Origin of the sequence: Alicyclobacillus dauci, from assembly GCF_026651605.1 — a bacterium.
GTDB lineage: Bacteria > Bacillota > Bacilli > Alicyclobacillales > Alicyclobacillaceae > Alicyclobacillus > Alicyclobacillus dauci.
Map to the genome: position 1 here is coordinate 2,980,877 of NZ_CP104064.1, position 24,104 is coordinate 3,004,980.

General features: G+C 51.5%; 19 protein-coding genes, 3 rRNA genes and 1 pseudogene. 4 read left to right on the forward strand and 19 right to left on the reverse strand.

The genetic code is table 11. The features are described 5' to 3' along the window. Window positions 1-86: 86 nt before the first annotated feature. From NZD86_RS15140 to NZD86_RS15185, 10 genes are all read right to left on the reverse strand, one after another. Window positions 87-698, reverse strand: a complete 612-nt coding sequence (locus tag NZD86_RS15140; RefSeq protein WP_268042889.1) for a cupin domain-containing protein — start codon at window positions 696-698, stop codon at window positions 87-89. A gap of 24 nt (window positions 699-722) precedes the next feature. Further along, window positions 723-1,268: a cupin domain-containing protein gene (locus tag NZD86_RS15145; RefSeq protein ID WP_268042890.1), complete on the reverse strand. Its 546-nt coding sequence runs from the start codon at window positions 1,266-1,268 to the stop codon at window positions 723-725. A 44-nt stretch (window positions 1,269-1,312) separates the two neighbouring features. Next, complete coding sequence (locus tag NZD86_RS15150; protein WP_268042891.1) at window positions 1,313-1,828, reverse strand: tripartite tricarboxylate transporter TctB family protein; 516 nt, start codon at window positions 1,826-1,828, stop codon at window positions 1,313-1,315. Beyond that, window positions 1,825-3,339, reverse strand: coding sequence for a tripartite tricarboxylate transporter permease (locus tag NZD86_RS15155; protein ID WP_268042892.1), 1,515 nt, complete (start codon window positions 3,337-3,339; stop codon window positions 1,825-1,827). Before NZD86_RS15155 ends, NZD86_RS15150 begins: the two co-directional genes overlap by 4 nt. Window positions 3,340-3,383: 44 nt before the next feature. Continuing rightward, entirely contained in the window at window positions 3,384-4,493 is a 1,110-nt protein-coding gene (locus tag NZD86_RS15160) for a Bug family tripartite tricarboxylate transporter substrate binding protein (protein WP_268042893.1), read from the reverse strand. Between the two features lie 165 nt (window positions 4,494-4,658). Next, window positions 4,659-6,275 carry an ethanolamine ammonia-lyase reactivating factor EutA gene (locus tag NZD86_RS15165; protein ID WP_268042894.1) on the reverse strand — a complete coding sequence of 539 codons (1,617 nt, stop codon included), beginning with the start codon at window positions 6,273-6,275 and terminating at the stop codon, window positions 4,659-4,661. After that, complete coding sequence (locus NZD86_RS15170; RefSeq protein WP_268042895.1) at window positions 6,268-7,386, reverse strand: cupin domain-containing protein; 1,119 nt, start codon at window positions 7,384-7,386, stop codon at window positions 6,268-6,270. The genes NZD86_RS15165 and NZD86_RS15170 overlap by 8 nt, the downstream gene beginning before the upstream one ends. Before the next feature lie 56 nt (window positions 7,387-7,442). After that, on the reverse strand, window positions 7,443-8,714 hold the full coding sequence (locus tag NZD86_RS15175) for a Rieske 2Fe-2S domain-containing protein (RefSeq protein ID WP_268042896.1): 1,272 nt from the start codon (window positions 8,712-8,714) through the stop codon (window positions 7,443-7,445). A gap of 190 nt (window positions 8,715-8,904) precedes the next feature. Further along, window positions 8,905-9,672: an IclR family transcriptional regulator gene (locus NZD86_RS15180; RefSeq protein WP_268042897.1), complete on the reverse strand. Its 768-nt coding sequence runs from the start codon at window positions 9,670-9,672 to the stop codon at window positions 8,905-8,907. 74 nt (window positions 9,673-9,746) lie between these two features. Further along, window positions 9,747-9,983, reverse strand: a complete 237-nt coding sequence (locus NZD86_RS15185; protein WP_268042898.1) for a 4Fe-4S ferredoxin — start codon at window positions 9,981-9,983, stop codon at window positions 9,747-9,749. A 244-nt stretch (window positions 9,984-10,227) separates the two neighbouring features. Between NZD86_RS15185 and NZD86_RS24770 the strand changes: the two are divergent. Both NZD86_RS24770 and NZD86_RS15190 read left to right on the forward strand, forming a co-directional pair. Further along, window positions 10,228-10,392, forward strand: a pseudogene (locus NZD86_RS24770) (DUF309 domain-containing protein); the annotation flags it as partial. 18 nt (window positions 10,393-10,410) lie between these two features. After that, window positions 10,411-10,650, forward strand: coding sequence for a hypothetical protein (locus NZD86_RS15190; RefSeq protein WP_268042899.1), 240 nt, complete (start codon window positions 10,411-10,413; stop codon window positions 10,648-10,650). Between the two features lie 33 nt (window positions 10,651-10,683). On the opposite strand, the gene NZD86_RS15195 is transcribed toward NZD86_RS15190, so the two are convergent. The 5 genes from NZD86_RS15195 to NZD86_RS15215 all read right to left on the reverse strand — a co-directional run bounded on the left by NZD86_RS15195 (window position 10,684) and on the right by NZD86_RS15215 (window position 15,739). Further along, a complete protein-coding gene (locus NZD86_RS15195; RefSeq protein WP_268042900.1) occupies window positions 10,684-11,664 on the reverse strand; it encodes a DMT family transporter in 981 nt (326 codons plus the stop codon). Between the two features lie 163 nt (window positions 11,665-11,827). Continuing rightward, window positions 11,828-12,325: a CBO0543 family protein gene (locus NZD86_RS15200; RefSeq protein WP_268042901.1), complete on the reverse strand. Its 498-nt coding sequence runs from the start codon at window positions 12,323-12,325 to the stop codon at window positions 11,828-11,830. A 198-nt stretch (window positions 12,326-12,523) separates the two neighbouring features. Then, entirely contained in the window at window positions 12,524-12,904 is a 381-nt protein-coding gene (locus tag NZD86_RS15205; RefSeq protein WP_268042902.1) for a hypothetical protein, read from the reverse strand. 115 nt (window positions 12,905-13,019) lie between these two features. Further along, window positions 13,020-14,327, reverse strand: coding sequence for a group II intron reverse transcriptase/maturase (gene ltrA, locus NZD86_RS15210; protein WP_268042903.1), 1,308 nt, complete (start codon window positions 14,325-14,327; stop codon window positions 13,020-13,022). 503 nt (window positions 14,328-14,830) lie between these two features. Continuing rightward, window positions 14,831-15,739 carry an IS4 family transposase gene (locus NZD86_RS15215; RefSeq protein WP_268042904.1) on the reverse strand — a complete coding sequence of 303 codons (909 nt, stop codon included), beginning with the start codon at window positions 15,737-15,739 and terminating at the stop codon, window positions 14,831-14,833. 253 nt (window positions 15,740-15,992) lie between these two features. Here NZD86_RS15215 and NZD86_RS15220 point away from each other — a divergent pair, with 253 nt between their 5' ends. Then, window positions 15,993-16,151, forward strand: coding sequence for a hypothetical protein (locus NZD86_RS15220; RefSeq protein ID WP_268042905.1), 159 nt, complete (start codon window positions 15,993-15,995; stop codon window positions 16,149-16,151). A gap of 783 nt (window positions 16,152-16,934) precedes the next feature. Here the strand turns inward: NZD86_RS15220 and rrf are convergent. The 3 genes from rrf to NZD86_RS15235 all read right to left on the reverse strand — a co-directional run bounded on the left by rrf (window position 16,935) and on the right by NZD86_RS15235 (window position 22,009). After that, a 5S ribosomal RNA gene (rrf, locus tag NZD86_RS15225) occupies window positions 16,935-17,051 on the reverse strand. Between the two features lie 186 nt (window positions 17,052-17,237). Then, window positions 17,238-20,177: ribosomal RNA gene (locus tag NZD86_RS15230) — 23S ribosomal RNA — on the reverse strand. 297 nt (window positions 20,178-20,474) lie between these two features. Beyond that, window positions 20,475-22,009, reverse strand: a 16S ribosomal RNA gene (locus NZD86_RS15235). Together the 16S, 23S and 5S rRNA genes form the textbook arrangement of a ribosomal RNA operon. On the opposite strand from NZD86_RS15235, the gene NZD86_RS15240 reads away from it, so the two are divergent. Beyond that, complete coding sequence (locus tag NZD86_RS15240) at window positions 22,009-22,251, forward strand: hypothetical protein (protein ID WP_268042906.1); 243 nt, start codon at window positions 22,009-22,011, stop codon at window positions 22,249-22,251. The genes NZD86_RS15235 and NZD86_RS15240 overlap by 1 nt on opposite strands. A gap of 395 nt (window positions 22,252-22,646) precedes the next feature. On the opposite strand, the gene NZD86_RS15245 is transcribed toward NZD86_RS15240, so the two are convergent. Further along, the gene (locus tag NZD86_RS15245) at window positions 22,647-23,939 is read right to left on the reverse strand and encodes an IS1380 family transposase (RefSeq protein WP_268042907.1); all 1,293 of its coding nucleotides are present in this window, start codon (window positions 23,937-23,939) and stop codon (window positions 22,647-22,649) included. Between the last annotated feature and the right edge of the window lie 165 nt (window positions 23,940-24,104).

A 24,104-nucleotide genomic window follows, 5' to 3' on the forward strand; every position in this document is an offset into this window, starting at 1 on the left:
GATAGAACCTCACATTCGAATACATAGATGAAGTGTCCATGTTTATTCTTGTGAAACGTTGTGTCCCCCGCCGCACTGTGGAATCCTTATTCCATGTTGGCCTTGACCTTTAACATTTCGGCTACGATCTCGGCATTCAGTGTCTGTCCCGGTGTGTACTCCGGTGCATCTTCGAGTTGTTCCAAGTCATTTAACCCTGAATATTTGTATATCCGATTAATGGCAGAAATGAGACGCACAGGTCGATTCGGGTCGGCGTTGAAGTGTTGATGAATCGTGTTTGGCGGAATGTAAATGACGTCGCCCGTTTTCCATTCAAAACGCTTCACCTCGTCCTGCGGTGTCCAGTGATACGTATCCGTGATCTCCACGTCGCAGTCTTGGTGCAAATCGTATCCATGACCTTCGAGTACATACAAACATTCTTCCGCAAGATGACGATGCTTCCCTGAGTGACTGCCTGGGGGGATAATTTGCATATACGCATCGACCGTTTCCATACGAGCGTTCATTTGGTCGTTGATCATGTGTTTCAAAATGCCTTGCGGGGCCAATTCCCAGGGCATTTCCCAAGGCTTGATAATTTTCTTGCGTTGACTGTCGCGAATCGGCTTTTCCGCCGCATCCGTCAGTGTATCCTGATAAAACGCTAAACTCTGGTCACCTTGATTCCACGCTTTTGCCTCTCCCCAAGCCATACTGTACCCCTCCTAATTTAGTGATTAAGCTTGTGTGTCTTCATCTTGCCTTGGAACAAAGCCAACACCATGCTCAGTAGGCTCAGTGGGTCTCGGAATGACCGTTTTTTGGAACAACATATTCATAAACATGTACATCGGCTTCGTCTTGATGACAAGCGCTCGAGCCGGTTTTTCCGGGTCCGCGTTATTGTGTTGGTGAACACAGTTGTTGTGAACGATGGCAACATCTCCCGCTTCCCAGTCATACCGTTCACCGTCGTGGATCTCATAGCCGCGGCCGTCGAGGATGTAGAAGGCGGCCTCGTTGACGTGCCCGTGTTTTTGCGACTTCCCGCCCGGTGCATACTCCTCCAGGTGAATATGGAGTGTTTGGCCCAGGCCATCCACAGGCTCGAGGTAATGTTTGCTGAATGTCTGCGGACCATCAAGGAAGTCGATTCTGTCTCCACTGCGTACACGCGGCAGGGATCGAAGTCTCTCAAGCTCCGTCTTCAAGTTGTACTCGCCAGTAATGCCGCGGACAAAAACGCGATCCTTTTTGCTGTGGTAGTGCGATTCCGTTCCCATCTTCTCAATTCCTCCTTAACTGCTCAAAAATCTCTGATCACGCGTCAACTGAACAGAATGCCAGCGTACAAATGCAATCCGAGAACTTTCTCGAACACGCCGTACGTGAGTATCCCCATTGCAATGGCGGAGCCAACAGCCAATTTCCAGTTTCGCTGTCGTTTTTGAAGCAAAAAGTAGACCAAAAAGAACAGTGGAATAGCTGGGACGAATCCGATAATGAGAATGCCTAGGATGAGCCCAGCGGCCCAGATCATGGCGATCCATTGCCACTGTTGCGATACCTCTACCGCCCCTTCTTGGTCCCCTTGGGATACAGACGTTTGTGGTGCCTTTGCCTCCTGTTTGGCCACAGCGAGTTTTCGGTCGTGCGTTAAAAAGCGAATCTTCGGAATAAAATTTCCCAAGAGCTGAAAGACACCTGCCACGATAGACGCGATACCCACGACCATTGGAATCAAGCGACCAGCCGGAGGGTACTGACTTGCCATTGACACGTAACCCGCAGCAAAAACGATCCACGCGATGTCAAGGAAAAGCTCGGCCCGGACGTGTTTCATGCAGTGATTTCCTCCTTTGCCTTGACTGATGTGCGCCGGAATCGTTGCAGGTACGGGTTGAAAACGACAAACAAAATGATGAGAATCATCAAGTCTGTGAGAGGTCGCTTAAACATGGACAGCCCGAATAGCTGCTGCGTCAAATACAGGTTTTGCTCAGCCACCGAGCCGAGAATGAACCCAATCATGGCCGCCGGCACGGAGTAATTGAACCGTTTCATCAGGAGCCCCACAATCCCGAAGGCAAACACGGCCAACACTTGCCCCATACTTTGATCAGCGGCAAACGACCCGAGCGCGGCAAGGGCGAAAATAAATGGAACTAAAATCGTACTTGGTACTCGACTGATTCTCGCCAAGAGCGGAACGATCGCGAGGCCCATTGCGCTCGACAACAAACTCCCAATGGCAATGACAAAGGCCATGGCAAACACAGCATCCAAGTTGCTTTTCAGCATACTAGGGCCCGGAACAATGCCGAGAATGGTGAATCCGCTCATGAGAACGGCCATCCCCACCCCACCGGGCACGCCCAGAGCCACTGTTGGAACCAAGTTTCCAGCCTCTTTTGAGATGGACGACGATTCGGGAGCAATAATTCCCTCCGGGATGCCCGTGCCAAATTTCTCAGGATGTTTTGAGGTCTTCATGGCCTGCCCGTACGATATGAAGTTGGCTGCCACCCCTCCAATCCCCGGAACAACGCCGAGGAGTGTACCAAGAATGGCGGATCGAATCGTCAACCAGGGATGGGAAAAAACATCCTTCATGCCATCTAAGACGCCGGCACCGGGCGTTTTCGCGGAGAGCTTAATGTTCGCGGCTTCTGCGCGCCCCTTCTTCAGACTGTACAAGTGGAACATTTCCGCAAACGCAAAGATCCCGAGCGCAACAGCGGTGATATTGAACCCGTTATAGAGAGCCAATTGGTGAAACGTAAAACGCTGAACGCCCGTTATGGGATCATATCCCACAAAGGAGATCATAAGACCGAACAGTCCCGAGAGAAGCCCTTTTGTCATCGATCCCGATCTCATTTGCCCAATCAAAACGATGGCCAAGATGGCGAGTAGTAAGTACTCAGACGGCTGAAATAGCTTAATCAGTTGGAACATGAATGGGATCACGACGAGCAACAGAGCTACGCCGATCCAACCGCCGATGGTGGTCGACACAGCCGAAATCCCGAGTGCGCGTTTTGCTTTCCCCTGTCTCGTCATGGCGTACCCGTCAAATGTAGTCGCCGCCGACTCGGGGGCCCCAGGCGTGTTGAGAAGGATGGCCGTCACCGAGCCGCTGAAATAAATGCCCGAATGTGCCGCCAAAAGCAGGCACAGTGCCGGAATGACAGGCATGCCATAGATGAACGGAAGCAGCATCGTCATGAGCACGGCGCCACCGAGTCCAGGAATGGCGCCCACAAATGTACCAAGGAGCGAACCAAGGACAATCATGAGCATGCCAGACGGTGTAAACAGCGACCCAAATCCGAGTACCAGTTGGTGCAACATTTCATTGACACCTCCTTATAGAGGTCTGGTGACAGAACCGGAAGTTATTTCTTATCGTTGAGCAGTGGTTTCACCAAGGCTGTGTTACTCATGGCTTGTTGCACCATTTGAGTCAGCTGAGACCCTGGCAAATAGCCAATGTACAAGTGTGCTTTTTGTGCGGAGGCGACAAAAGCAGGGTCCTGAAGCGACTTCTGCATAGCGTCCTCGATTGCTTGAACACGATCAGCCGGAATCCCCGGCGGCGCAATAAAGGCGTGGCCGAGGTCCATAATGTTGGTCATGGCCTTCAGCGCATTTACCGTGTCTTGACTCAATCCTGCCTGTTGAGCGAGGTCTACGACCGTTGGCACGTTTGGCAACTTGTCAAACGGTTGGTCTGATTGGAGAACCACGACCTTAGCTTTGTCACCGGCTTGAGCGACATCTGATGCGGATAGCGATGTGGTGTCACCGTCTCCTCTTAAAAATGCCGCTTTTTCATCGCTGCTTCCGCTGAATGCGGCGACCATGTTAAACGGAATGTGAAACGCATTGTACGTGATGACGGCAGCGTTATAGTCAGAACTACCCTTTCCTGTCGCCAATCCTTTAATTGGTTGCTTTGCTTTCTCCAAGTCGGCAAACGATTTATACTGACCAGTAGGGTGCACAGCAATGACGTGCGGATCATCGTCGGGTCGAGCTAACCAAGTCATTTTCGTCACATCGAATGTCATGCCATTCGCACCAACCATTTGGTCAAACACATCGCCGCCCGCGTTCGTGTCTCCAATGGTCAGTCCGTCTGGCTTTGCGGCGTAGATCTGGTTGGTTCCGACCAATCCCCCACCGCCTGGTGCATTGACAACTTGAACCTGTTTCAAACCCAGATTCTTCTGAAGATACGGCGCAATAAGGCGTGCCCACTGATCATATCCGCCTCCTGGACCATACGGCACGATGAGCTGCATCGTCTTTCCTTTGAAGAAGTCTGCGGCCGACTGTCCGCTTGCTGTTCCTGACGAACTCGCGGCCGTGTTGCTCCCACCTGACGTAGCGCCTGCATTGCTGTTTCCGGATCCTTGAGAAGAATTTCCACACCCACTCACGAGTGCCGCCAAAGTCATGACGGCAGCAGCTGCGACTGCAAAACGTTTCACAGTGGCTTTCATATGCTCCCTCCCACCCTCGGTACTGTTTTTGACGTTTCGTCGATGTCAGACATTTTCTCTGGTGGAAAATTTGGTGAATTTTCGATCCGCCACATTGGCCCCGGTACATTTCCTCTACCCCTATGTCTGAAACATCACCTCCTCATTGGCCCGTACCACAACTCTTCAGTGCACATGCAGATGGACCGATGTGCCCTTCATCGCCATGTCGAATACCAGCGACTTGACTGTGACCGGTACAACGCCCGCAGGCTGAATCATTCTGCCAATATCAATGAAGTCGAAATCCTGAAGCAAAATACCGTCCAGGACCAACAGCGGACTTGCGACTTTGAGCTCATCCTTCATGAGCCGTCCGACACTTTGAGCAATATCTCCGTCGAGGACAAGCGTCACTTGACGGCGGCCCTTTAGGGATTCGGGAATCGCCAGCAAGAGCGCTTCGCAAAATGCCCGAATCCGTGTGTATGACGGCGGCCCACCCCAGTGAAACGAAAGCGCGAAGTCGGATTCGCCGTCAACTAAATCAAACTTTTTCACATGGTCGGCAATTTGCTTGGAGACGATTGCCGGATCGATATCGTGATGCAAATCACATGGAGCATGTAGGACTTGTAAGTTGCGCACCGGCAACACTTTCGGACTAGAGAGATAAAGGGTATTGCCACTGATCTGCAGACTGTACTCAGACGCCCCAAGCACTGTGGCCCGAATGCGTTCCGACGCTTCGAGCACAGGTCCGACCCTTGCAGCACTCGAGAAACGTTCGCGAAGTGCTCGGCCAAGGTACGGACCGAGATCGCCGAAGTCAGCCTGTTCCAAATCGTAGAAGTACTCGCCAACTCCGCCCGAAAATACGATCCCGTCAAATGGCCCCGCCGCAGATAATCGGTCCGTCAAGAATAGATTCACTTCACCGGGCGTCTGCGGGGATAGAACGGCCTCATACACCCGATCCGCCATCCACGTCGCTATCCGTCCCTTGTCTTCCGCCGAAATCACTTGGCCTTCTGACAGATCGAGTCCGACTGCCTTAGCTGCCGCTTGACCGCCTGGTTCTAGTCGAATAACACGTCCACTGTCATCGGTAGCAATGAGTCGACCGCCGACATGAATGGCAGCCGTGTCCACGACTTTCCCGTTTACGGAAACCGCGAGCTTTGTCGTTCCGCCGCCGATGTCAATGTTCAACAGACGACACTTTTGTTGATAGGAGAGATACACCGTGCCAGAACCATAGGCGGCAAGAAGTGCTTCCATGTTGTGTCCTGCAATAGCACAGACGAATTTGCCGCCCTGCAGGGAAAGCAACTCCCCGATAGCCTGGGCGTTCTCTCTCCGAATGGCTTCACCTGTCAAAATCACGGCCCCGGTATCAACATTATCCGGCGTCATCCCGGCCTGTTGGTAAGCGTTTTCAACAATTCGTCCCAAAGCGACTTCATCGATTCGATGATGGCCACGGTACGGAGTCAAAGCAACTGGAGAGCGATAGAGGGACGCCCGACCAATGACGCGATACCGACTGGACAGAGCCCCACCCATGCGCTCGAGCGTCAGTTTTGAAAAGACAACTTGCGTGGATGCCGATCCAATGTCGACGCCCACGCTGGTCAGATCAAAATGATCTGACACCCATAGGCCGTTGTTCTCAAGCGTTATGTCTCCGTCGTCGTCGTGAAAGTGATCATCTCCAATGTCGTGTAGGTAAAACGGAACCACAGCAGGGTTCTCAATCGGCGATGGAAATCCTGTACCCACAGCTACCGTGTCATTATTCATTTGTCGACACTGAGGCCTCTAAAGTCGCCCGCTCCGCCTCATACACGGGTTGCATTGTCGATTCCAATCCATTCTTGGCCAGTTCCTCCTCAAAAACGTGGCGAACCATCTCGTCCTCATCCGCGTAATCGATTTGGTCACCGCCGATACGTTTACTGATCCATGCCTTCGGCACACCTTGCTCATTGCGGATAGACGTACCCTCGTACTTGAGCGCGAGGTAACGGGCGGGTGTTTTTCCCGTATTGAAGTGCTGATGGTACCATCGATCCGGCGGCACGATCATACTCCCCTCCTGCCAGTCATACCGCTGCAGAGGTGAATTCTCCGGCCACATGAAACTAAATCCCGATCCATCAAGAATGATCACATGTGCTCCCGGACCGTGTAAGTGGGCTTTTTTGTACGTACCGACAGGGAATTCAGAAATATGGCTGTTCATGGAACCCTTGGCCAAGTTGAAGCGAATATGCCCTCCGCCGGCGCCTCGCTCCTTGGCGTTAATAAGTGGTAAAGTTCTCGTGTTCGCGACAAAATTTGTCTCCAGAAGAAACCCGTTTTGTGTCCCCTCGTTGGAGAAGTACTCGGGCTCGCCACTGAAACGGCTCTTAAAGTCATACGGCGTATTGAAGACAAAATCCGCCTCCTCATACAAATTGATGACCATTGGTGCGTTCGTCACCGCCAAGTAGCGCGCCTTTTCCTGACCGGACCCGTTGAAATGTTGATGCCAACAATTGAGGGGGATGGCAAACAGAGATCCGGCATTCCATTCAAACGTGACCTTTTGCCCCGCATCATTCCAGACAGACGTCGATCCGTGCCCGTCCAACACGTAGATCATTTCTTCGAAAAGTTGCCGCTGGGGCGCGAGTTTCCCGCCCGCAGGAATATCACACACGTAGCAGTCGTTTGAATGCCTTGACGCCTCATGGTTGATATAGACGCCTGCTCCCCCACGACGAGGCCAAGGTTTCACTTCGACGTGGTGTAGATTGGGCACATAATGGCCAGCGATAATGTCAAGCCCTTCGGCACGAACCCAATCCTGATATTTTGAGTTCTTCTCTGTGGCAAACCGTTTTGCGAGGTCCTCAGAAACTTTTGGCAATCCCGTTCCCTCCAATTCTTTTCAAGGAGCATCCGTCGTCGTGTACTCGCTTGGAATTAAAAGCGAGCAAGCATTTCATTTGACAAGCCTTCTTGCCATGCAACGCCTCGGGGCAAGATCTGATCGCAACCGCGAACCTCGCGATGCGATTCCGGATGAACACCACGCGGTGACTTACCGGCTTCCACATCATTTGTAGCTTCCAGCAGTAACTGACGAGCGACAATGATGGCCGCGTCAGCAGCACCCAGGCGTTCTTTCGACCTGTCAACTATCGGACGCATCGTCTCCTGTAAGGCAAAATCCTGTGTGTTAATTCCTTTGATCCCCGTGAACGTTTTTGTTCGTTGAACCTCGCGATCAATTAAGTAGTCATTCGACTTGTTGCGAATTAACCGGTATCCCGGCAAGCTGTTTGAGGGTCCGCGTCCAAAAAGTGTTTCGTGCTCGATGCAATAGTCTCGCGGCAGTGGATGATCCGGGTCAGCGGAGTACATCCAGTTGTAGACGACGCAGTGTTCATCGTCCACCGGAACCCAGATGTGCCCGTTTACGGACGGGTGTTCCTCCGGCTCGCCAGTGCTCCAGTTGGTCATATATCCTCTCATCTGCTGGGCGGGCATGACAAATTGATAAGCACGGACGTAGACTCCATCCTGACCCAAGTCGCGGATGCCGACGTAGGTAAAGCCGTGATCGCGTTTGTGCACTTCCAGTTTTGGTGCTGTAGCACGAGAGCGGAGCGCCTTCTTGTCCTGTAGATTATTGTTATGAGCGAAGGAAGAGTGCGACGTATCAATGCCACCTTCAAGCGCTTGAAGGTAGTTGCAGTCTTCGAAAGTTTTTGACACAAAACGATGCGTTTCTGGAGCTCGTAGCCACTCGTAATCCGGATGTGGTGGCTGTGCGTCGGCAGACCCCATGTAGGTCCAGACCATTCCACCGGCTTCCCAACATGGATAAGCAACCGTTTTCACCTTATGCTTAAAATTGCTCTCGGGCGGTTCATTCGGCATATCAACGCATTGACCGGTTACATCGAATTTCCAGCCGTGATAAACGCACCGCAAACCGCACTCTTCGTTCCGCCCCCAAAACAGGTGCGCTCCACGGTGTGGACAATATGCATCGAGAAGTCCCACCTGCCCATTGCTGTCGCGAAACGCAACCAAATCCTCACCCAAAAGACGGACCCGAATGGGCGGGCAGTTTGGTTCGGGAAGTTCTTCGGACAAGAGGGCAGGGATCCAATAGCGTCGAAACACTTCACCCATTGGTGTGCCGGCGTCCGTTCTAGTAATTCGTTCGTTCAACTCTCTCTTGAGCAATGTACTGTGCAACTCCTTTCAAAACAGCGAGCGAATGCTTTTCTCAATTTCAATTGTATAAGTGCTGTGCCGCGTCGAAATCGTTACTTTCTTCTATGCAGAACAAGGCCGGGGATTTTTTTCACAAAAAATACGCCACGCAAGTGACGTATTGTTCAACCAATCAATCGCTTTTAATTTTGTAGCGCAACTATTCCAGTCCGCCAAGTTGCTCAGAGATAAGTCGGCTGTACATGCGCAATATATTCAGGTATTCCCGCACCTCCGTCGGCAAGAACTGGTCTTTCGATCCCGTCACGCTCAACGCGGCAATGACATTATGCGATTCATCATATACCGGGACGGCAAGCGAACAGATACCGTACGTCGATTCCTCATAGGTGACGGAGTAGCCGACGGATCGGATATGGTGGAGTTGGTCTCGCAATTCACCCGGACTGGTGATGGTGTTGCTTGTAACCGGTTTCAAAGAGCGACCAAGTACCCTATCTATTTCATCCTTGTCCTGATAAGCCAGCAACAGCTTTCCGACAGCCGTGCTGTGACAGGGAACCCGCTTGCCAATGCTGCTGAACATTCTCGTCTCTTTATCTTCAGGCAACTTGCAAAGGTAGACGACAGACCCACCGTCATAAATGGCCAATCGAACGATCCGCCTCACCCGCGTCATCAAATCCACCAACAACGGGAAGGCCTTCACGCGAATTTCCGTACTGCGATAAACCACTGAACCAATGACAAACATCCCAATTCCTAAACGGTATTTGCGGGAATGAACATCCTTATCCACCAAGCCTGTCTCGCTTAACGTCTGCAGGAGTCGATAAATCGTACTCTTCGCCAACCCTAAACGCGCGCTGAGTTCACTGATCCCCATGACGGGTGTGTCATCCGAAAACTCTTGCAGGATTCGGATAGCGTTGTGAACAGAAGATAGATGTTCTTGTGGTCTTGCCAACTGACATTCCCCCACATTCTATCACTAGTTCAATCCATGTTATGAAAAAGCGTACACCCTGTAGGGTGTACACCTTATTTTTGGAAAAACGCGCGATTCTTTTCAATAAACTCTTGTTCCTCATCTGGCAGGAAGTCTTCTTGAAAAATAGCTGATACTGGACAGACTGCCTCACAGGCCCCACAGTCAATACATAAATCCGGATCAATATAGTATTGATCTTCTCCTTCATGAATGGCGTCAACTGGACACGTTTCAACGCAGTCCCCAGACTTTTCACCAATACACGGTGAAGCGATAATAAAAGCCATAACAAAACCCCTCCGTCGCTTCGGCGCTCAATTCGCTCGTAAAATCAAACAGGTTAGACATAGAACAGCTAGGCGCCCATTCTATATTTATCGAAATAATATCATGATGCGAACTGGCTGACTATTCTGTTGTTTCTCTATGTGGAAAGTTTCTCGAACAATTCGCCACAAATGTCGTGATTTTTTCAACTCTGCGATATGATCTTATCAACGAAACACGATCTGAGAAAGTGGGCAGACGAGAGTGGACCATCGATTGATTTCCTATTTATATTTTTTTAACGTCAAAAGGGATTACTTTGAATGCCATGAGTACGCGGAACACCTGTGGTTTGCATCAGGCCGTCCACGTGTCCTCAAGGGTCTCATCCAAGGTGCAGTCTGTTTATACCATCTGAATCGCGGTAACGTGAGAGGCGGGTACGCCATGTGGCAACGAGCAAAGAGGTACTTGGAAGAGAAGCGCCCAGTATATGAAGGAATTGATATCGACCAACTCATCCACGACATTGATCACGTCTTCAACACCGTCCCCACAGACTGGCGCAATAAAACCGTTCCCCCTCTCGCCATCCAGCAGTTGGAGCTGCCAAGCGTGGACATTCACATCCTAGACACGTCCGTCCGTCACATATTGCCAGATTGGATTCCGCAACCGCTCGACTGAGAACCAGGACGTGTGCCGTGATCGGTATGAAGCTTAGGGAGCGACATCGAACACCTGGTTCTCCTTGGCTTGTTGATGTCCCCGTGATGAACTGAAACTGTGCAGAACCATTCCTACGACGACAATGAACAGGCCAACTAGACCAAGCACCGAAATGGTCGTTCCAGGGATCAACATCCATTCACCCAGCAGCGTAAACACGACTTCACCAGCCTGCGTCGCTTCCACAGCAGCCAGTTGATGAGCATTCCCGCGTGCCATGTCCGTGGCGGAAAAGAATAATACCGTGGCGATGACGCCGGAACATACGGCCACCACGCATGATTGCACCGTTTGATTCTCACTGGGGAGTCCATGTGCGATCCACTGATATACGCTCAAGACAATCCATAGAGGCAAACTGCAAATTGTCATTCCAAGTGTCCGCTGAACCGCGGTCAGTCTCCCCTCACACAATTGCATCATCTTGCGATTTCCCAAGGGATACGCAAACGCCGCAACTATGACAGGCAACCCACCTAGAAGGATTTCTGAGACCTTGACGTGCTCAACCTGAGCAATTTCCATAAGAATGATTCCGCCTAAAATGACCGTAGACATCCCTAAAGCCCCAAGCGGCATCTTCGTCCGAGCAGCAGGCACACCGTTCGGCAAAATCCCCGTCGTGTGAAAGAGTGGAGTCATCAGTGAACCAGCAACAATGGTGAATTGCCAGGTGCCTGCAACCAGCCATGCGGGACTGTACTCCGACGAAAAACACAGAGGTGCATAGAACAGGCCAAAACCAACGAAACTCCAAGAAAACCATTGCCACGGGTGCTTGCGTATCTCCTTGACCAAGCTAGTAAACTGCCCACGCAACAACACGATGAGAAGCAACAGTGGCAGCATAAAAATGTACCTGAGGGATGCACTCCAAATCCAGCTGCCTCCCCCATTACTCATCATCCGATTTAGGACAAATGAAGAGGCAAAGAAAAACGACGCACAAATACCAAGAAAAATAGCTCGCATGTTCGCCCCTCCACTTCACCACTACCCATATGACACCATTATAATCGATGTTGTGTGGGGCCGATCGATGGAATAGGCTTCTCTTGCGGACACTGATCTGTCCTATCATATTGGTCTTTGCAAAATGCCCCTCGCTGGATCCAAAAGTGTAAGACTGCATTCACTATTTCAGAGGGACCTTGAAAATGCTGAGGTAAACCAGGATGATGGGAACACAAATTATGTACGTTATGAGCGGTTTCTTACCATGAAGCCGCAATATCGGAAACATGACCACGTCGAAGAGAACGGACCACAATAAATTCCACCTGTGACTGTACGTAATCCGCCTAGACACGTACAGAATGACCTCAACTCCAACATAGATTCCTACCCACATTAGATAATAAACGACTAGTTTACCAAAGCGATCCGGATAGTTCGACAAAAATATCAAAGCCGTAAGCGGCATTGTGAAGGAGGCATACAGTAAAACAATCGTTGTTTGGTTCGCAATAATATCCGGGTGAAACTCCCATAGCGAATAATCCTTAGTGAGAAATTCGTACACCATGGCAAGAAAGGCCATGAATAACATAGTGGGCTCGTATTTCTTCCAGTTGCGCCAATCGCCCCATTTCCAAGCGGCCAGCGCTGTTACTGCAGCAATAGTAATATGCACCTTCGTCCTCACCTGGCCTAGATATTGTGTCACTTCAACTCACTAGCATTGCATAAAACTTCTCTGAGCTTGTCAAGTGAGGCACACCACGGTCTGGACACCAGGTCTGAACACTCAGATTTTTAATTTCAGCGGCTTATGGTCTAAAAAGTCAGTACTCCTGTGTCAGGTAGTCCCAATATCCATAATCAGGAATTTTTATATTAGGTCGTAGGTCACGGTCTCGAGATGCTCCGTTTCACCGTCTATGTACTGCCGCACCGTTTGCTCGAAGATGTCGTCCACCTTGCATCGTCGTCTGCCCTTGGATGTTCGACCTGGGCTCTTGTACAACGCCTTCACAAACTCCGAAAAGCTTCGCTCCCAGTAAAGACGTAAACATTTGTAGACGTCGAGCAGCTTGCCGTTATGGGACACCTTCGCCTGTATAAGAATCAACAGGCAGTATGTAATCAGCGCAATCAGCAGTTGGTTATACACGGCATTTTCACTCTTGCCGTAGAGCCGCTTGAGTACGAGATGTTGCTTGACCCATTTAAAAAACAACTGTCGGGTAAAAGACTGGCGCGGTACCGCCATGCGACCCGTTTCCAGCCCCTCCCCATAAGAACTGCTCGTGAGGTTTTCCCTCAAGCAGCTCACCCCATAAACTTTGTCAAAAGGGTTATGAGACCTATCGTGATTACGGACACTTTCATCGAAAACCGTCTACGCTTTTGAGGGGATGGACTTTCCAGTCCCAGTAAAGCCCCAACACGCCGTACAGATATTCGTTACTCCATCTCCGCCACCCGATGCTACGCTTTCGTCTTCGTTTCCTTCTTGACAGCAGGGTTCGGATTTTCATCTCTGTATAGTCACGGATTTCTCCAAATGCGCGGCTCGAGTTGCCGACCCGAAAATAGTTCACCCATCCAGTCAGTATGGCATTAACTTGTTTCACAACGTCTTTTGCCGGTTTCGCGCCCCCGTTTTGAATTATTTCGCGGATTCTCGCTTTTATCGCCTGTCGGGCTTTCTTCTTCGGTGTCATCAGGATGAAATATCCAGTCCTGCTCCGATTCTGTACTCGTCTGAAATCAAATCCTAGGAAAGAAAATGATTCACCTTTTAGGACGTTGACCATTCGAGTCTTTTCCAGGTTCAGTTCAACCCCCAAGGGTTCCAAATATTCTCGCAGTCGCCGCAACGCTAGCTTGTCCCATCCACGTTTACTGGAGTGGCCACTTACAGTGACAATCATGTCGTCGGCAAATCGGTGGTAATTCACTGCTTCGTAACTACCTTCCGCTGTTTTCCGCCGGATAGCATCAAATGCCCAGTCAACCTCATTCAGGTAGATATTTGCAGCGAGCGGAGAAAACGGTCCGCCTTGCGGAACGCCGATTTTCCCAGCTACCTTAATCACCTGTTTTACAAGGCGCATCACCTGTGGGTCTTGGACACGTTTCGCAATCTTCTCCAGCAGTAAATTGTGCCTTATCGTATCGAAGTAGCGAGACAAATCTACGTCAATCACTGTTGTCATACGTCGCAGTATACTACGTCGCACATTTGCCAGTGCTTGATGCGGGGAGCGCTTCGGTCGAAATCCGTACGAGTTTGGACAGAAATCGGCCTCGAAAATCGCCTCCAGTATCAGTTTTAACGCCCCTTGTACCACGCGGTCCCGGATACACGGAATCTGCAGGGTACGCATTTTCCCATTCGCCTTCGGGATTTCCACTTTACGATTGGCTTGCGGTTGGTAAGTTCCAGCCTGCAGCTCTGCTCGAATGTCTTCTAGGAACGCTCGGACGCCCGATTGCTCTACATCTGCGAAGCTTTGTCCGTCGATGCCTGGGGCTCCGCCGTTTTTCTTCGCATGTTGATACGCTTCGTAGAGGGTCGTCATGTTGGTGATGTGGGTGAATAATCCCCAGAATCGATGCGTAGGTTCAGACTTCGCCTTTTGATATATCCGCCGCCTTAGTTCCTGCAAACTGATGGATGTTTTTATCATGACATCCTTGCCTCCCTCGGTCGTACGGAATGTTTACAGGTTCGGACCCTTCCCTCCTCGCGTGTTTTACTGCACGCGAATCCACGGTACTACGATCCGTTCCGCCACCCTGACGCCTACCGCGCCCATTTCCCGATCACGGTTATAGGGGCGGCCTCCTCGATGAGATTTCTTCAACGGGCGTCGAGGGCTTCTCCAGTTTCCACAGCAACTTTCCCTCTATGTCGCCGCTGATACCCCGCCGGTGAGAACCACCGTTTCAGACTCATTTCGGTCAGTTCTTATTGCTTTCGCACGTTATCGACCGTCTCAGCCACCGGAGTTGCGTGTAACGAGGCTACATCCGCGTTCACTATCGTTACAACCTGGAGTTTTGCCCGCGCTCCTGTTGAGCACGATGTCAGAGGGCTCCACCGTATCGCTTTCGCTCCACGGTGCCTCTCAGGCTACGGGAGGGGAGTCTCTTCTCCCGGTTGGACTTGCACCAACTAGCTACTGTGTCCTTATCTGGACACGCCGATTTGCCAACGCTTTCGATACACGTCGCAGATTTGCTCCGCATCCATCGCCATGTCGTTCGTCAGAATCACGACGCGCTTGCCTTCACTGTCCGTGGTTTCAATCAACCGCAGGGTGTACTTCATAACGTAATTTGGGTAACTCCCCAAGCGCACCAAGGCTTCTCTGGTGACTGGTGAATCGTCCGGCACGGTTCGTTCCTCAATGACTTCGTGAATGACCGCGTTGTCTTTGAGCCGCGTGACAAACTTTGTTTTGTTTGCACAGTACGCATCGAACTTTCGGTAATCCACATAGCCACGGTCGAAGACGTTGAGCGCATCGGGCTCCACGACCACCAACGCATCCATCTGCGTTTTGTCTGCAGGTTTGGCAGGTGTGAGAATCACCTTGTCCGGCGCGACTTGGTGGTCTAGAAACACCAAACGCAAGTGCAATTTCACACCGGCTTTGGTCCTGCGAAACTCTGCCCATGGATACTGCGAGAGACACATTGAAATGGTTGATGAGTCAACCAGGTTAATCCGTCTGAGCTTCTCATTCGCTCGCTTTATGCCGACCTGACGCGTAATCTGTTCAACGCATTGACGGAAAACGAAATCCAAAAATGTTGAAGGAGTTTCCCGCAACTTCCTGGATAACTGTGAGGCACTAATAGAATCCAGCGCCAATTCCTTCTGAAGGGATTCATTGGCTTCCAGCTCTAAACTGATATCCGTCAGGGACGGGATCTGGTTGACCTGGGCGAAGACGATGAGCCTAATGAATGGAATAACGCCGAGCTTCTTGACGTACCGATCGAGCTTGAGATGATCTAATTCCTGCAATATGGAACTGACGTTCAGCGGAAGAACATATTCCGCAAACACAGATTTTGTGGTATCCTTGTCCATGCCTAGTCTCCTTAGTAGAGAGTCGGACAGGACTACCTGTACCTCTTATTCTAAGGAGATTTTTCATGTCAGTGGTTGTCTAAATCATGAACCTTCCAAACATTGCGTCTATTCATTCTGACAACTTGAAGCACTTGACAAATCCTAAATTCCTTTATGCAATGCTAGTGACTTCAACTGTATCGATAGCATTACCCGCTTCGACCATATTACTCACATACTTTTTCGAATCGGCGCTGATTTTAATGATGGGTTGGATTATAGACTCTCGGATCACGCGGTCTCGTCGGCGCATCGAAGGAGGGGGGCGGAGGACCGGGGTGCAGGTGGGGTTCCGACGGCGGCCGGTGAAGACGGGGTCGGAGCCGGAGCCGGGGCCGCAACCGGAGTCGGGGCCGCAACAGGGAACTAAGGTACCGACGTTCCTTTGTTGGCCATTTTGCCTCCGCGCAGACGCGGGCAAGGGATCAGGAGTCCGTTGTTGGGGCTGGTACACCCGTCGAATCAGTAGCAAATAGCCGAATAAGGGCACCGCGTTCCCTCGGTCAATTTCCGTTCACGACATGTCCTCCAAGAGCGGATTAGCAGTCTCCTATTCCATGCACCCCCGAATGAAGGCTCTTATCTTCATGCGACCTTTCTAATAATGTTTTGTTTTATCGCATTGTAAAATCGTTCGTCACACGTGAGTTTGTCGCACCATATCACTGTCTGCAAGAAAACAAGAGAGCCCCAATGCAGCATCCTATGCCCTTCTCCTTCATGCGGCCTAGCCCAGGCGCAGGGGGAAATTTATGGTTGTAGGGTGAGTACCAGGACCGGGTCACGGGTGGCATAAGGCACCAGCGTTCCTCTGTTTCGCATTTTGCCTCCGCGAGAGACGCGAACAACGCACTGGGAGACCGTTGTTGCCACTATCCAACCGTCTGGTCGGAGTGCAATAGCAACATAAAGGCACTGCGTTACTCTAGTCAGTTGCGGCTGACGACATGTATCCAGTAGCGAACCTGCAGTTCTCTACTCCATTCCCCCGAAGGGTCTGATTTTCATGCAACCTTTCTAATTTTGTTTTGTTTCTATTGTAAAAACCTTCCGCCACACGTTATTCGGTCGCGGCATGCACGTTCCCCGTACAACAAAACAAAAGAGCCCCCAAGGCAGCATCCTCTGCTCCCTCAAGGGCTCTTTCTCTCTCGCCTGGCAACGTCCTACTTTCCCAGGAGGTCTCCCTCCAAGTATCCTTGGCGCTGGAGGTCTTCACGTCCGTGTTCGGTATGGGTACGGGTGTTTCCCCTCCGCTATGGTCACCAGACTGCTTGGGCTCCGGGCTCTCTCTACGCTGGCTTCGCCCTTACGGGCTGCAGAACGCTTCGTTCGATCCCTCCACCAAGGCATCTTGTACCTTACATGGTACTTCCTTAGCTTCGCCCTATGTACCGCAGCTTTCGCTACAGTTTGTCGGTACTTACAACTTGAATGATGGAACAACCTCTCTGTTCTGGTGAAGCCCTCGACCGATTCGTATCTGTCCGCTCCACGTATCACTACGCTTCCACTCCAGACCGATCTACCTTGTCTTCTTCAAGGGGTCTTACTCCGTTATCCGGATGGGATACGTTATCTTGAGGCTGGCTTCGCGCTTAGATGCTTTCAGCGCTTATCCTTTCCCGACTTGGCTACCCAGCTATGCTTCTGGCGAAACAACTGGTACACCAGCGGTCGGTTCATCCCGGTCCTCTCGTACTAAGGACGAACCCTCTCACGTATCCTGCGCCCGCGGCAGATAGGGACCGAACTGTCTCACGACGTTCTGAACCCAGCTCGCGTACCGCTTTAATGGGCGAACAGCCCAACCCTTGGGACCGACTTCAGCCCCAGGATGCGATGAGCCGACATCGAGGTGCCAAACCTCCCCGTCGATGTGAACTCTTGGGGGAGATCAGCCTGTTATCCCCGGGGTAGCTTTTATCCGTTGAGCGATGGCCCTTCCACTCGGTGCCACCGGGTCACTAAGCCCGACTTTCGTCCCTGCTCGACCTGTCCGTCTCGCAGTCAAGCTCCCTTTTGCCTTTACACGCACCGCGCGATTTCCATCCGCGCTGAGGGAACCTTTGGGCGCCTCCGTTACTCTTTTGGAGGCGACCGCCCCAGTCAAACTGTCCACCTGACACTGTCCCCGAACCAGCTTATGGTCCTAGGTTAGAACACAAGTACCTCAAGGGTGGTATCCCAACGCCGACTCCACTCAGGCTGGCGCCCAAGCTTCCCTGTCTCCCACCTATCCTGTACATGACGTACCCGTATCCCATATCAAGCTACAGTCAAGCTCCACGGGGTCTTTCCGTCTAACCGCGGGTAACCTGCATCTTCACAGGTATTACAATTTCACCGGGTCTCTCGTTGAGACAGCGCCCAAGTCGTTACGCCTTTCGTGCGGGTCAGAACTTACCTGACAAGGAATTTCGCTACCTTAGGACCGTTATAGTTACGGCCGCCGTTTACTGGGGCTTCAATTCGGAGCTTCGGTTTCCCTAACCCCTCCTCTTAACCTTCCAGCACCGGGCAGGCGTCAGCCCCTATACTTCGCCTTTCGGCTTCGCAGAGACCTGTGTTTTTGCTAAACAGTCGCTTGGGCCTTTTCACTGCGGCTTCTCTCGAAGCGCCCCTTCTCCCGAAGTTACGGGGCCATTTTGCCGAGTTCCTTAACGAGAGTTCTCCCGCGCGCCTTCGTGTTCTCCACGCGCCCACCTGTGTCGGTTTCCGGTACGGGCACCACTTCACTCACTAGAGGCTTTTCTCGGCAGTGTGACTTACAGGACTTCGCTACTGTTCTTCGCTCCCCATCACAGCTCACGCTTCTCAGAGTGCGGATTTCCCTACACTCCACGCTCACTGCTTGGACGGCCTCTTCCATCCGGCCGCTTCCTTCAGCCTCCTGCGTTACCCCTTCGCTCAAACGCTCCGCGGTGGTACAGGAATTTCAACCTGTTGTCCTTCGACTACGCCTTTCGGCCTCGCCTTAGGTCCCGACTTACCCTGGGCGGACGAGCCTTCCCCAGGAAACCTTGGGCTTTCGGCGGACAAGATTCTCACTTGTCTTTTCGCTACTCATACCGGCATTCTCACTTCCATCCGCTCCACCATGCCTTCCAGCACAGCTTCCCCGCAAATGGAACGCTCCCCTACCATGTTTCCATCCATAGCTTCGGTGTCTGGTTTAGCCCCGTTACATTTTCCGCGCAGCGCCACTCGACCAGTGAGCTATTACGCACTCTTTAAATGGTGGCTGCTTCTAAGCCAACATCCTGGTTGTCTGTGCAACGCCACATCGTTCCCCACTGAACCAGTACTTTGGGACCTTAGCTGTTGGTCTGGGCTGTTTCCCTCTTGACCACGGGTCTTATCACTCGTAGTCTGACTGCCAGGTTCTTCGACAAAGTGGCATTCGCAGTTTGACTGAGCTTGGTAACCCTCGCGGGCCCCGCACCCAATCAGTGCTCTACCTCCACTTCTCATTCCCTGACGCTAGCCCTCAAGCTATTTCGGGGAGAACCAGCTATCTCCGGGTTCGATTGGAATTTCTCCCCTACCCCCAGTTCATCCCCTGGCTTTTCAACGCCAGTGGGTTCGGGCCTCCATGCGGTGTTACCCGCACTTCACCCTGACCAGGGGTAGATCACCCGGTTTCGGGTCGATGACGACAAACTGATTCGCCCTCTTCAGACTCGCTTTCGCTTCGGCTTCGGCTCCTTCGCCTTAACCTTGCTTGCCATCATCACTCGCCGGTTCATTCTACAAAAGGCACGCCGTCACATGTCATGCATGCTCCGACTGCTTGTAAGCACACGGTTTCAGGTTCTATTTCACTCCGCTCCCGCGGTCCTTTTCACCTTTCCCTCACGGTACTATCCGCTATCGGTCGCCAAGGAGTATTTAGCCTTAGCAGGTGGTCCTCCCAGATTCCCACGGGATTCCTCGTGTCCCGCAGTACTTGGGGTCTGTATCACTTTCCACAATCCATTTCAGTTACCGGGCTCTCACCGTCTATGGCCGACCTTCCCATGCCGTTCTCCTATGGATTCTTTCCAGTTGGTTCCCTGCAGGTCCCCACTTACAGCCCCTCGACCCCGCATACGCATCGACTGCAGTCTGTACCACGTATACGGTTTAGGCTTCTCCGCTTTCGCTCGCCACTACTTACGGAATCGCGTTCGCTTTCTTTTCCTCGAGGTACTTAGATGTTTCAGTTCCCTCGGTTGCCTCCGCACAGCTATGTATTCACTGTACGGTACTAGCGCTTCTCACTAGCAGGTTTCCCCATTCGGACATCCACGGATCAATGCTCGCTTACAGCTCCCCGTGGCATTTCGGTGTTCGCCCCGTCCTTCTTCGGCTCTTGGCGCCTAGGCATCCTCCGTGCGCTCTTTCTAACTTCACCGTTTTGACAAAAGACTCCACTTCGGACTACTGCGTCACTCGTCGGCCAACTCCCTCACGTACTTATGTACGCTCAGTGCGTTGTCCTCCTCGTTCCTTGTATTCCTCGCGCCTCTTTGTCAAATATACTTCCCGGTTACGTTAACCTGTTACTCGCATTTCGGTTACCGGTTTTACTTCATTCGAGGTTGTTCCATATTCAGTTGCCAAGGTACCTTGAGTTTACCTAGCCACTAAGGGCTTTGGCTCCCTCAAAACTAAACACATTCCCACGACCTGAAAGGGTGTTTCTCCGTAGAAAGGAGGTGATCCAGCCGCACCTTCCGATACGGCTACCTTGTTACGACTTCACCCCAATCATCAACCCCACCTTCGGCGGCTGGCTCCGATACAGGTTACCTCACCGACTTCGGGTGTTGCCGACTCTCGTGGTGTGACGGGCGGTGTGTACAAGGCCCGGGAACGGATTCACCGCGGCATGCTGATCCGCGATTACTAGCAATTCCGGCTTCATGCAGGCGAGTTGCAGCCTGCAATCCGAACTACGAACGGCTTTTTAGGTTTTGCTCCACCTCACGGCTTCGCTTCCCGTTGTACCGCCCATTGTAGCACGTGTGTAGCCCAGGACATAAAGGGCATGATGATTTGACGTCATCCCCGCCTTCCTCCGACTTACGCCGGCAGTCACCTGTGAGTCCCCACCATTACGTGCTGGTAACACAGGTCAAGGGTTGCGCTCGTTGCGGGACTTAACCCAACATCTCACGACACGAGCTGACGACAACCATGCACCACCTGTCACCTCTGCCCCGAAGGGAAGGTACATCTCTGCACCTGTCAGAGGGATGTCAAGCCCTGGTAAGGTTCTTCGCGTTGCTTCGAATTAAACCACATGCTCCACTGCTTGTGCGGGCCCCCGTCAATTCCTTTGAGTTTCAGTCTTGCGACCGTACTCCCCAGGCGGAGTGCTTATTGGGTTTCCTTCGGCACTGGGGTGTGTCCCCCCAACACCTAGCACTCATCGTTTACGGCGTGGACTACCAGGGTATCTAATCCTGTTTGCTCCCCACGCTTTCGTGCCTCAGCGTCAGTCACTGTCCAGCAAGGCGCCTTCGCCACTGGTATTCCTCCACATATCTACGCATTTCACCGCTACACGTGGAATTCCCCTTGCCTCTCCAGCACTCAAGTTGCGCAGTTTCCAGAGCAATCCCAAGGTTGAGCCTTGGACTTTCACTCCAGACACACGCAACCGCCTACGCACGCTTTACGCCCAGTGATTCCGGACAACGCTTGCCCCCTACGTATTACCGCGGCTGCTGGCACGTAGTTAGCCGGGGCTTTCTCACTCGGTACCGTCTCACAAGGAGCTTTCCACTCTCCTTGTCTCTCTCCCCGAGCAACAGAGCTTTACAACCCGAAGGCCTTCTTCGCTCACGCGGCGTTGCTCCGTCAGGCTTGCGCCCATTGCGGAAGATTCCCTACTGCTGCCTCCCGTAGGAGTCTGGGCCGTGTCTCAGTCCCAGTGTGGCCGGTCACCCTCTCAGGTCGGCTACGCATCGTCGCCTTGGTGAGCCGTCACCTCACCAACTAGCTAATGCGCCGCGGGCTCCTCTACCAGTGATGCATTTGCATCTTTCAATTCACGAAGATGCCTCCGTGAATGTTATCCAGCATTAGCACCCGTTTCCGAGTGTTATTCCAGTCTGGTAGGCAGATTGCCCACGTGTTACTCACCCGTCCGCCGCTGACATCCGAAGATGTCCGCTCGACTTGCATGTATTAGGCACGCCGCCAGCGTTCGTCCTGAGCCAGGATCAAACTCTCAATAAATGTTACTGGCGTTTCACCAGAATGTTATCCGTTTGTCGCGACAACCGAAGCTGTCTCGACTGAAACTTTCAGGCGTGGTGTGTTTAGTTTTCAAGGAACCAATTCAATCAGTGCCGTCGAAGCGGCGAGAAATAATATACCATGAATCGATGTTCATTGTCACTGGTAAGTTCTTCATCACAAATGTTCGTTCTCGAAATGACCAACTCATCCAACCGAACCGCGAACAAATGCGTCAGTGATGCGGTATATTGGAGTCGTTCTGAAAGACAAGCTTCAGAAGCGACATCGAGTAATATACTCCAGATCAAATTAATAATCAACTGGTTAATATATCAAACTACGAATGATAGTCTCGAGACGGCGATGTGTGCCAAAGGAACTAAGGAAGCTGTGGTGCAGGAGAAGCTTAATCCTGAAATATTCATAGCGAAGTAAACCGCTTGTAACAAATGGATGAATATAGGAAAACAATAGGATCAATTGAACTTTCGTTCTCGTAGGTCTGGACTTGGACTTTCATGACCATGGTCTCCCGTGGGGTTACGTGTGGATAAATATGGATTGAGGAGAAGACGCACCTATCCCGTATTCACCTCTCATGTCTGTTCCAGTTGTTATTCAGACGGGAATCATCTCAACCGAACCGCGGTAATGCGGCTACGTTTTTAAGCGTCTGAATGAACTCTTTTCGATACACACACGAACTGCACAATTTCCAAGTCCAGTATCGGCCAGAGTGAGCTAGCTTCCCCGCAACTTTGACCAGTTTGGTTCGCAAAGTCTCCATCCGACTTGATTGCATTTTCTCTGGTACACACAATCGGCGAAACCAGTTGTTAAAGTTATACGCAAGTATGGCTAACTGGAGTTTCACGACATTCGCTTCAAAGTCTGTACTGCTCATCTTATCGCACGCAAATCCATTTTTGGCTTCCTTGATGAAATTCTCCATATGACCGCGCTGGCAGTAAAAGCGAATGATGTTCTTGGGCTGCAGCGTCATATTGGTCACGATAAATGTGAATTGAAACAACAGTTCACCAGCCGGACGTTCCATCTTCACGACCACCCGGCGGGCATGTTCCCAACTGGATGCTTGATACATGAATTCCCTGTAATGGACTTGTCGTTTGTGTAATCTTTCAGCGTTTAGTAATTGATCCGCCATGACCTGCGTAATGGACTGTAGCCGTGCGTTTGACTTGAGGCGGATGGCGTATTTATGACCCTTGGTTTCCGCCAACTCAAACAGCCCTGGAACGGCAAACCCACTATCGCCACGAATGACGATGAGGCTATCCGGGTTCAGCCTACCGTATCGATTCAGAATTGGTCCCACAAACCGGACGACTTGACGGGAAGTGTATACGTTGCCTGCACGAAGCTCTGCTCGCAGACAATCACCGGTCAGACCGTCAAAGCAAAACAACGGATGAAATCCATGTTGCTGGTAGTGGTAATTGAAATTCGCTCCATGCTGTTTTCCGTAGGCAGCAAAGCTGGAGGAATCCAAATCAAAAACGAATTGGTTCTGGGGTTTTATAGCGTACACGCGACGCTGCAACGTTTCATTCACACACTCCAGAGATTTGGAAGTCGCAATATCCGCTTTATCGTTGAAACGAGACAAAGTAGGTTGTGAGGCCAAGCTTTCCTTTCCCAGCAGCATAGTTAGCAATGGCTCTACAGCTAAATCATCTGCGTGATCGTCTGTATGGTAGCCAGCTATGTGCTGATACAGTTTCTGAAGAACCACGTCGCTATTTGGATGATCCCGATGAAAGACCGAATCATGAACCACGAGCAGTTCTTCTACCGCTTCGGATAGGCCCAGTTTGTGATCGAATTCTTTGTATAGGAGCAGTCCAGCATCCGAGGTCAAGTCGCCGCCGTCAAAATTCATTTTCACCCTGGGGTTGAAGTTCATGACATTCTCTTGTAGGCTTTTCAATAGAAGAGCTCTCCTTTGATGTGTTTGGCTTAGACACCTTAACACTACCAAAGGTTGGGCTTTTTTCCTATGTGCTCACGTCACTTTTTGAGTGAATCGCTAAATCCCCTTATAGCCCTTGCACCGCTTGCATTTACAGGT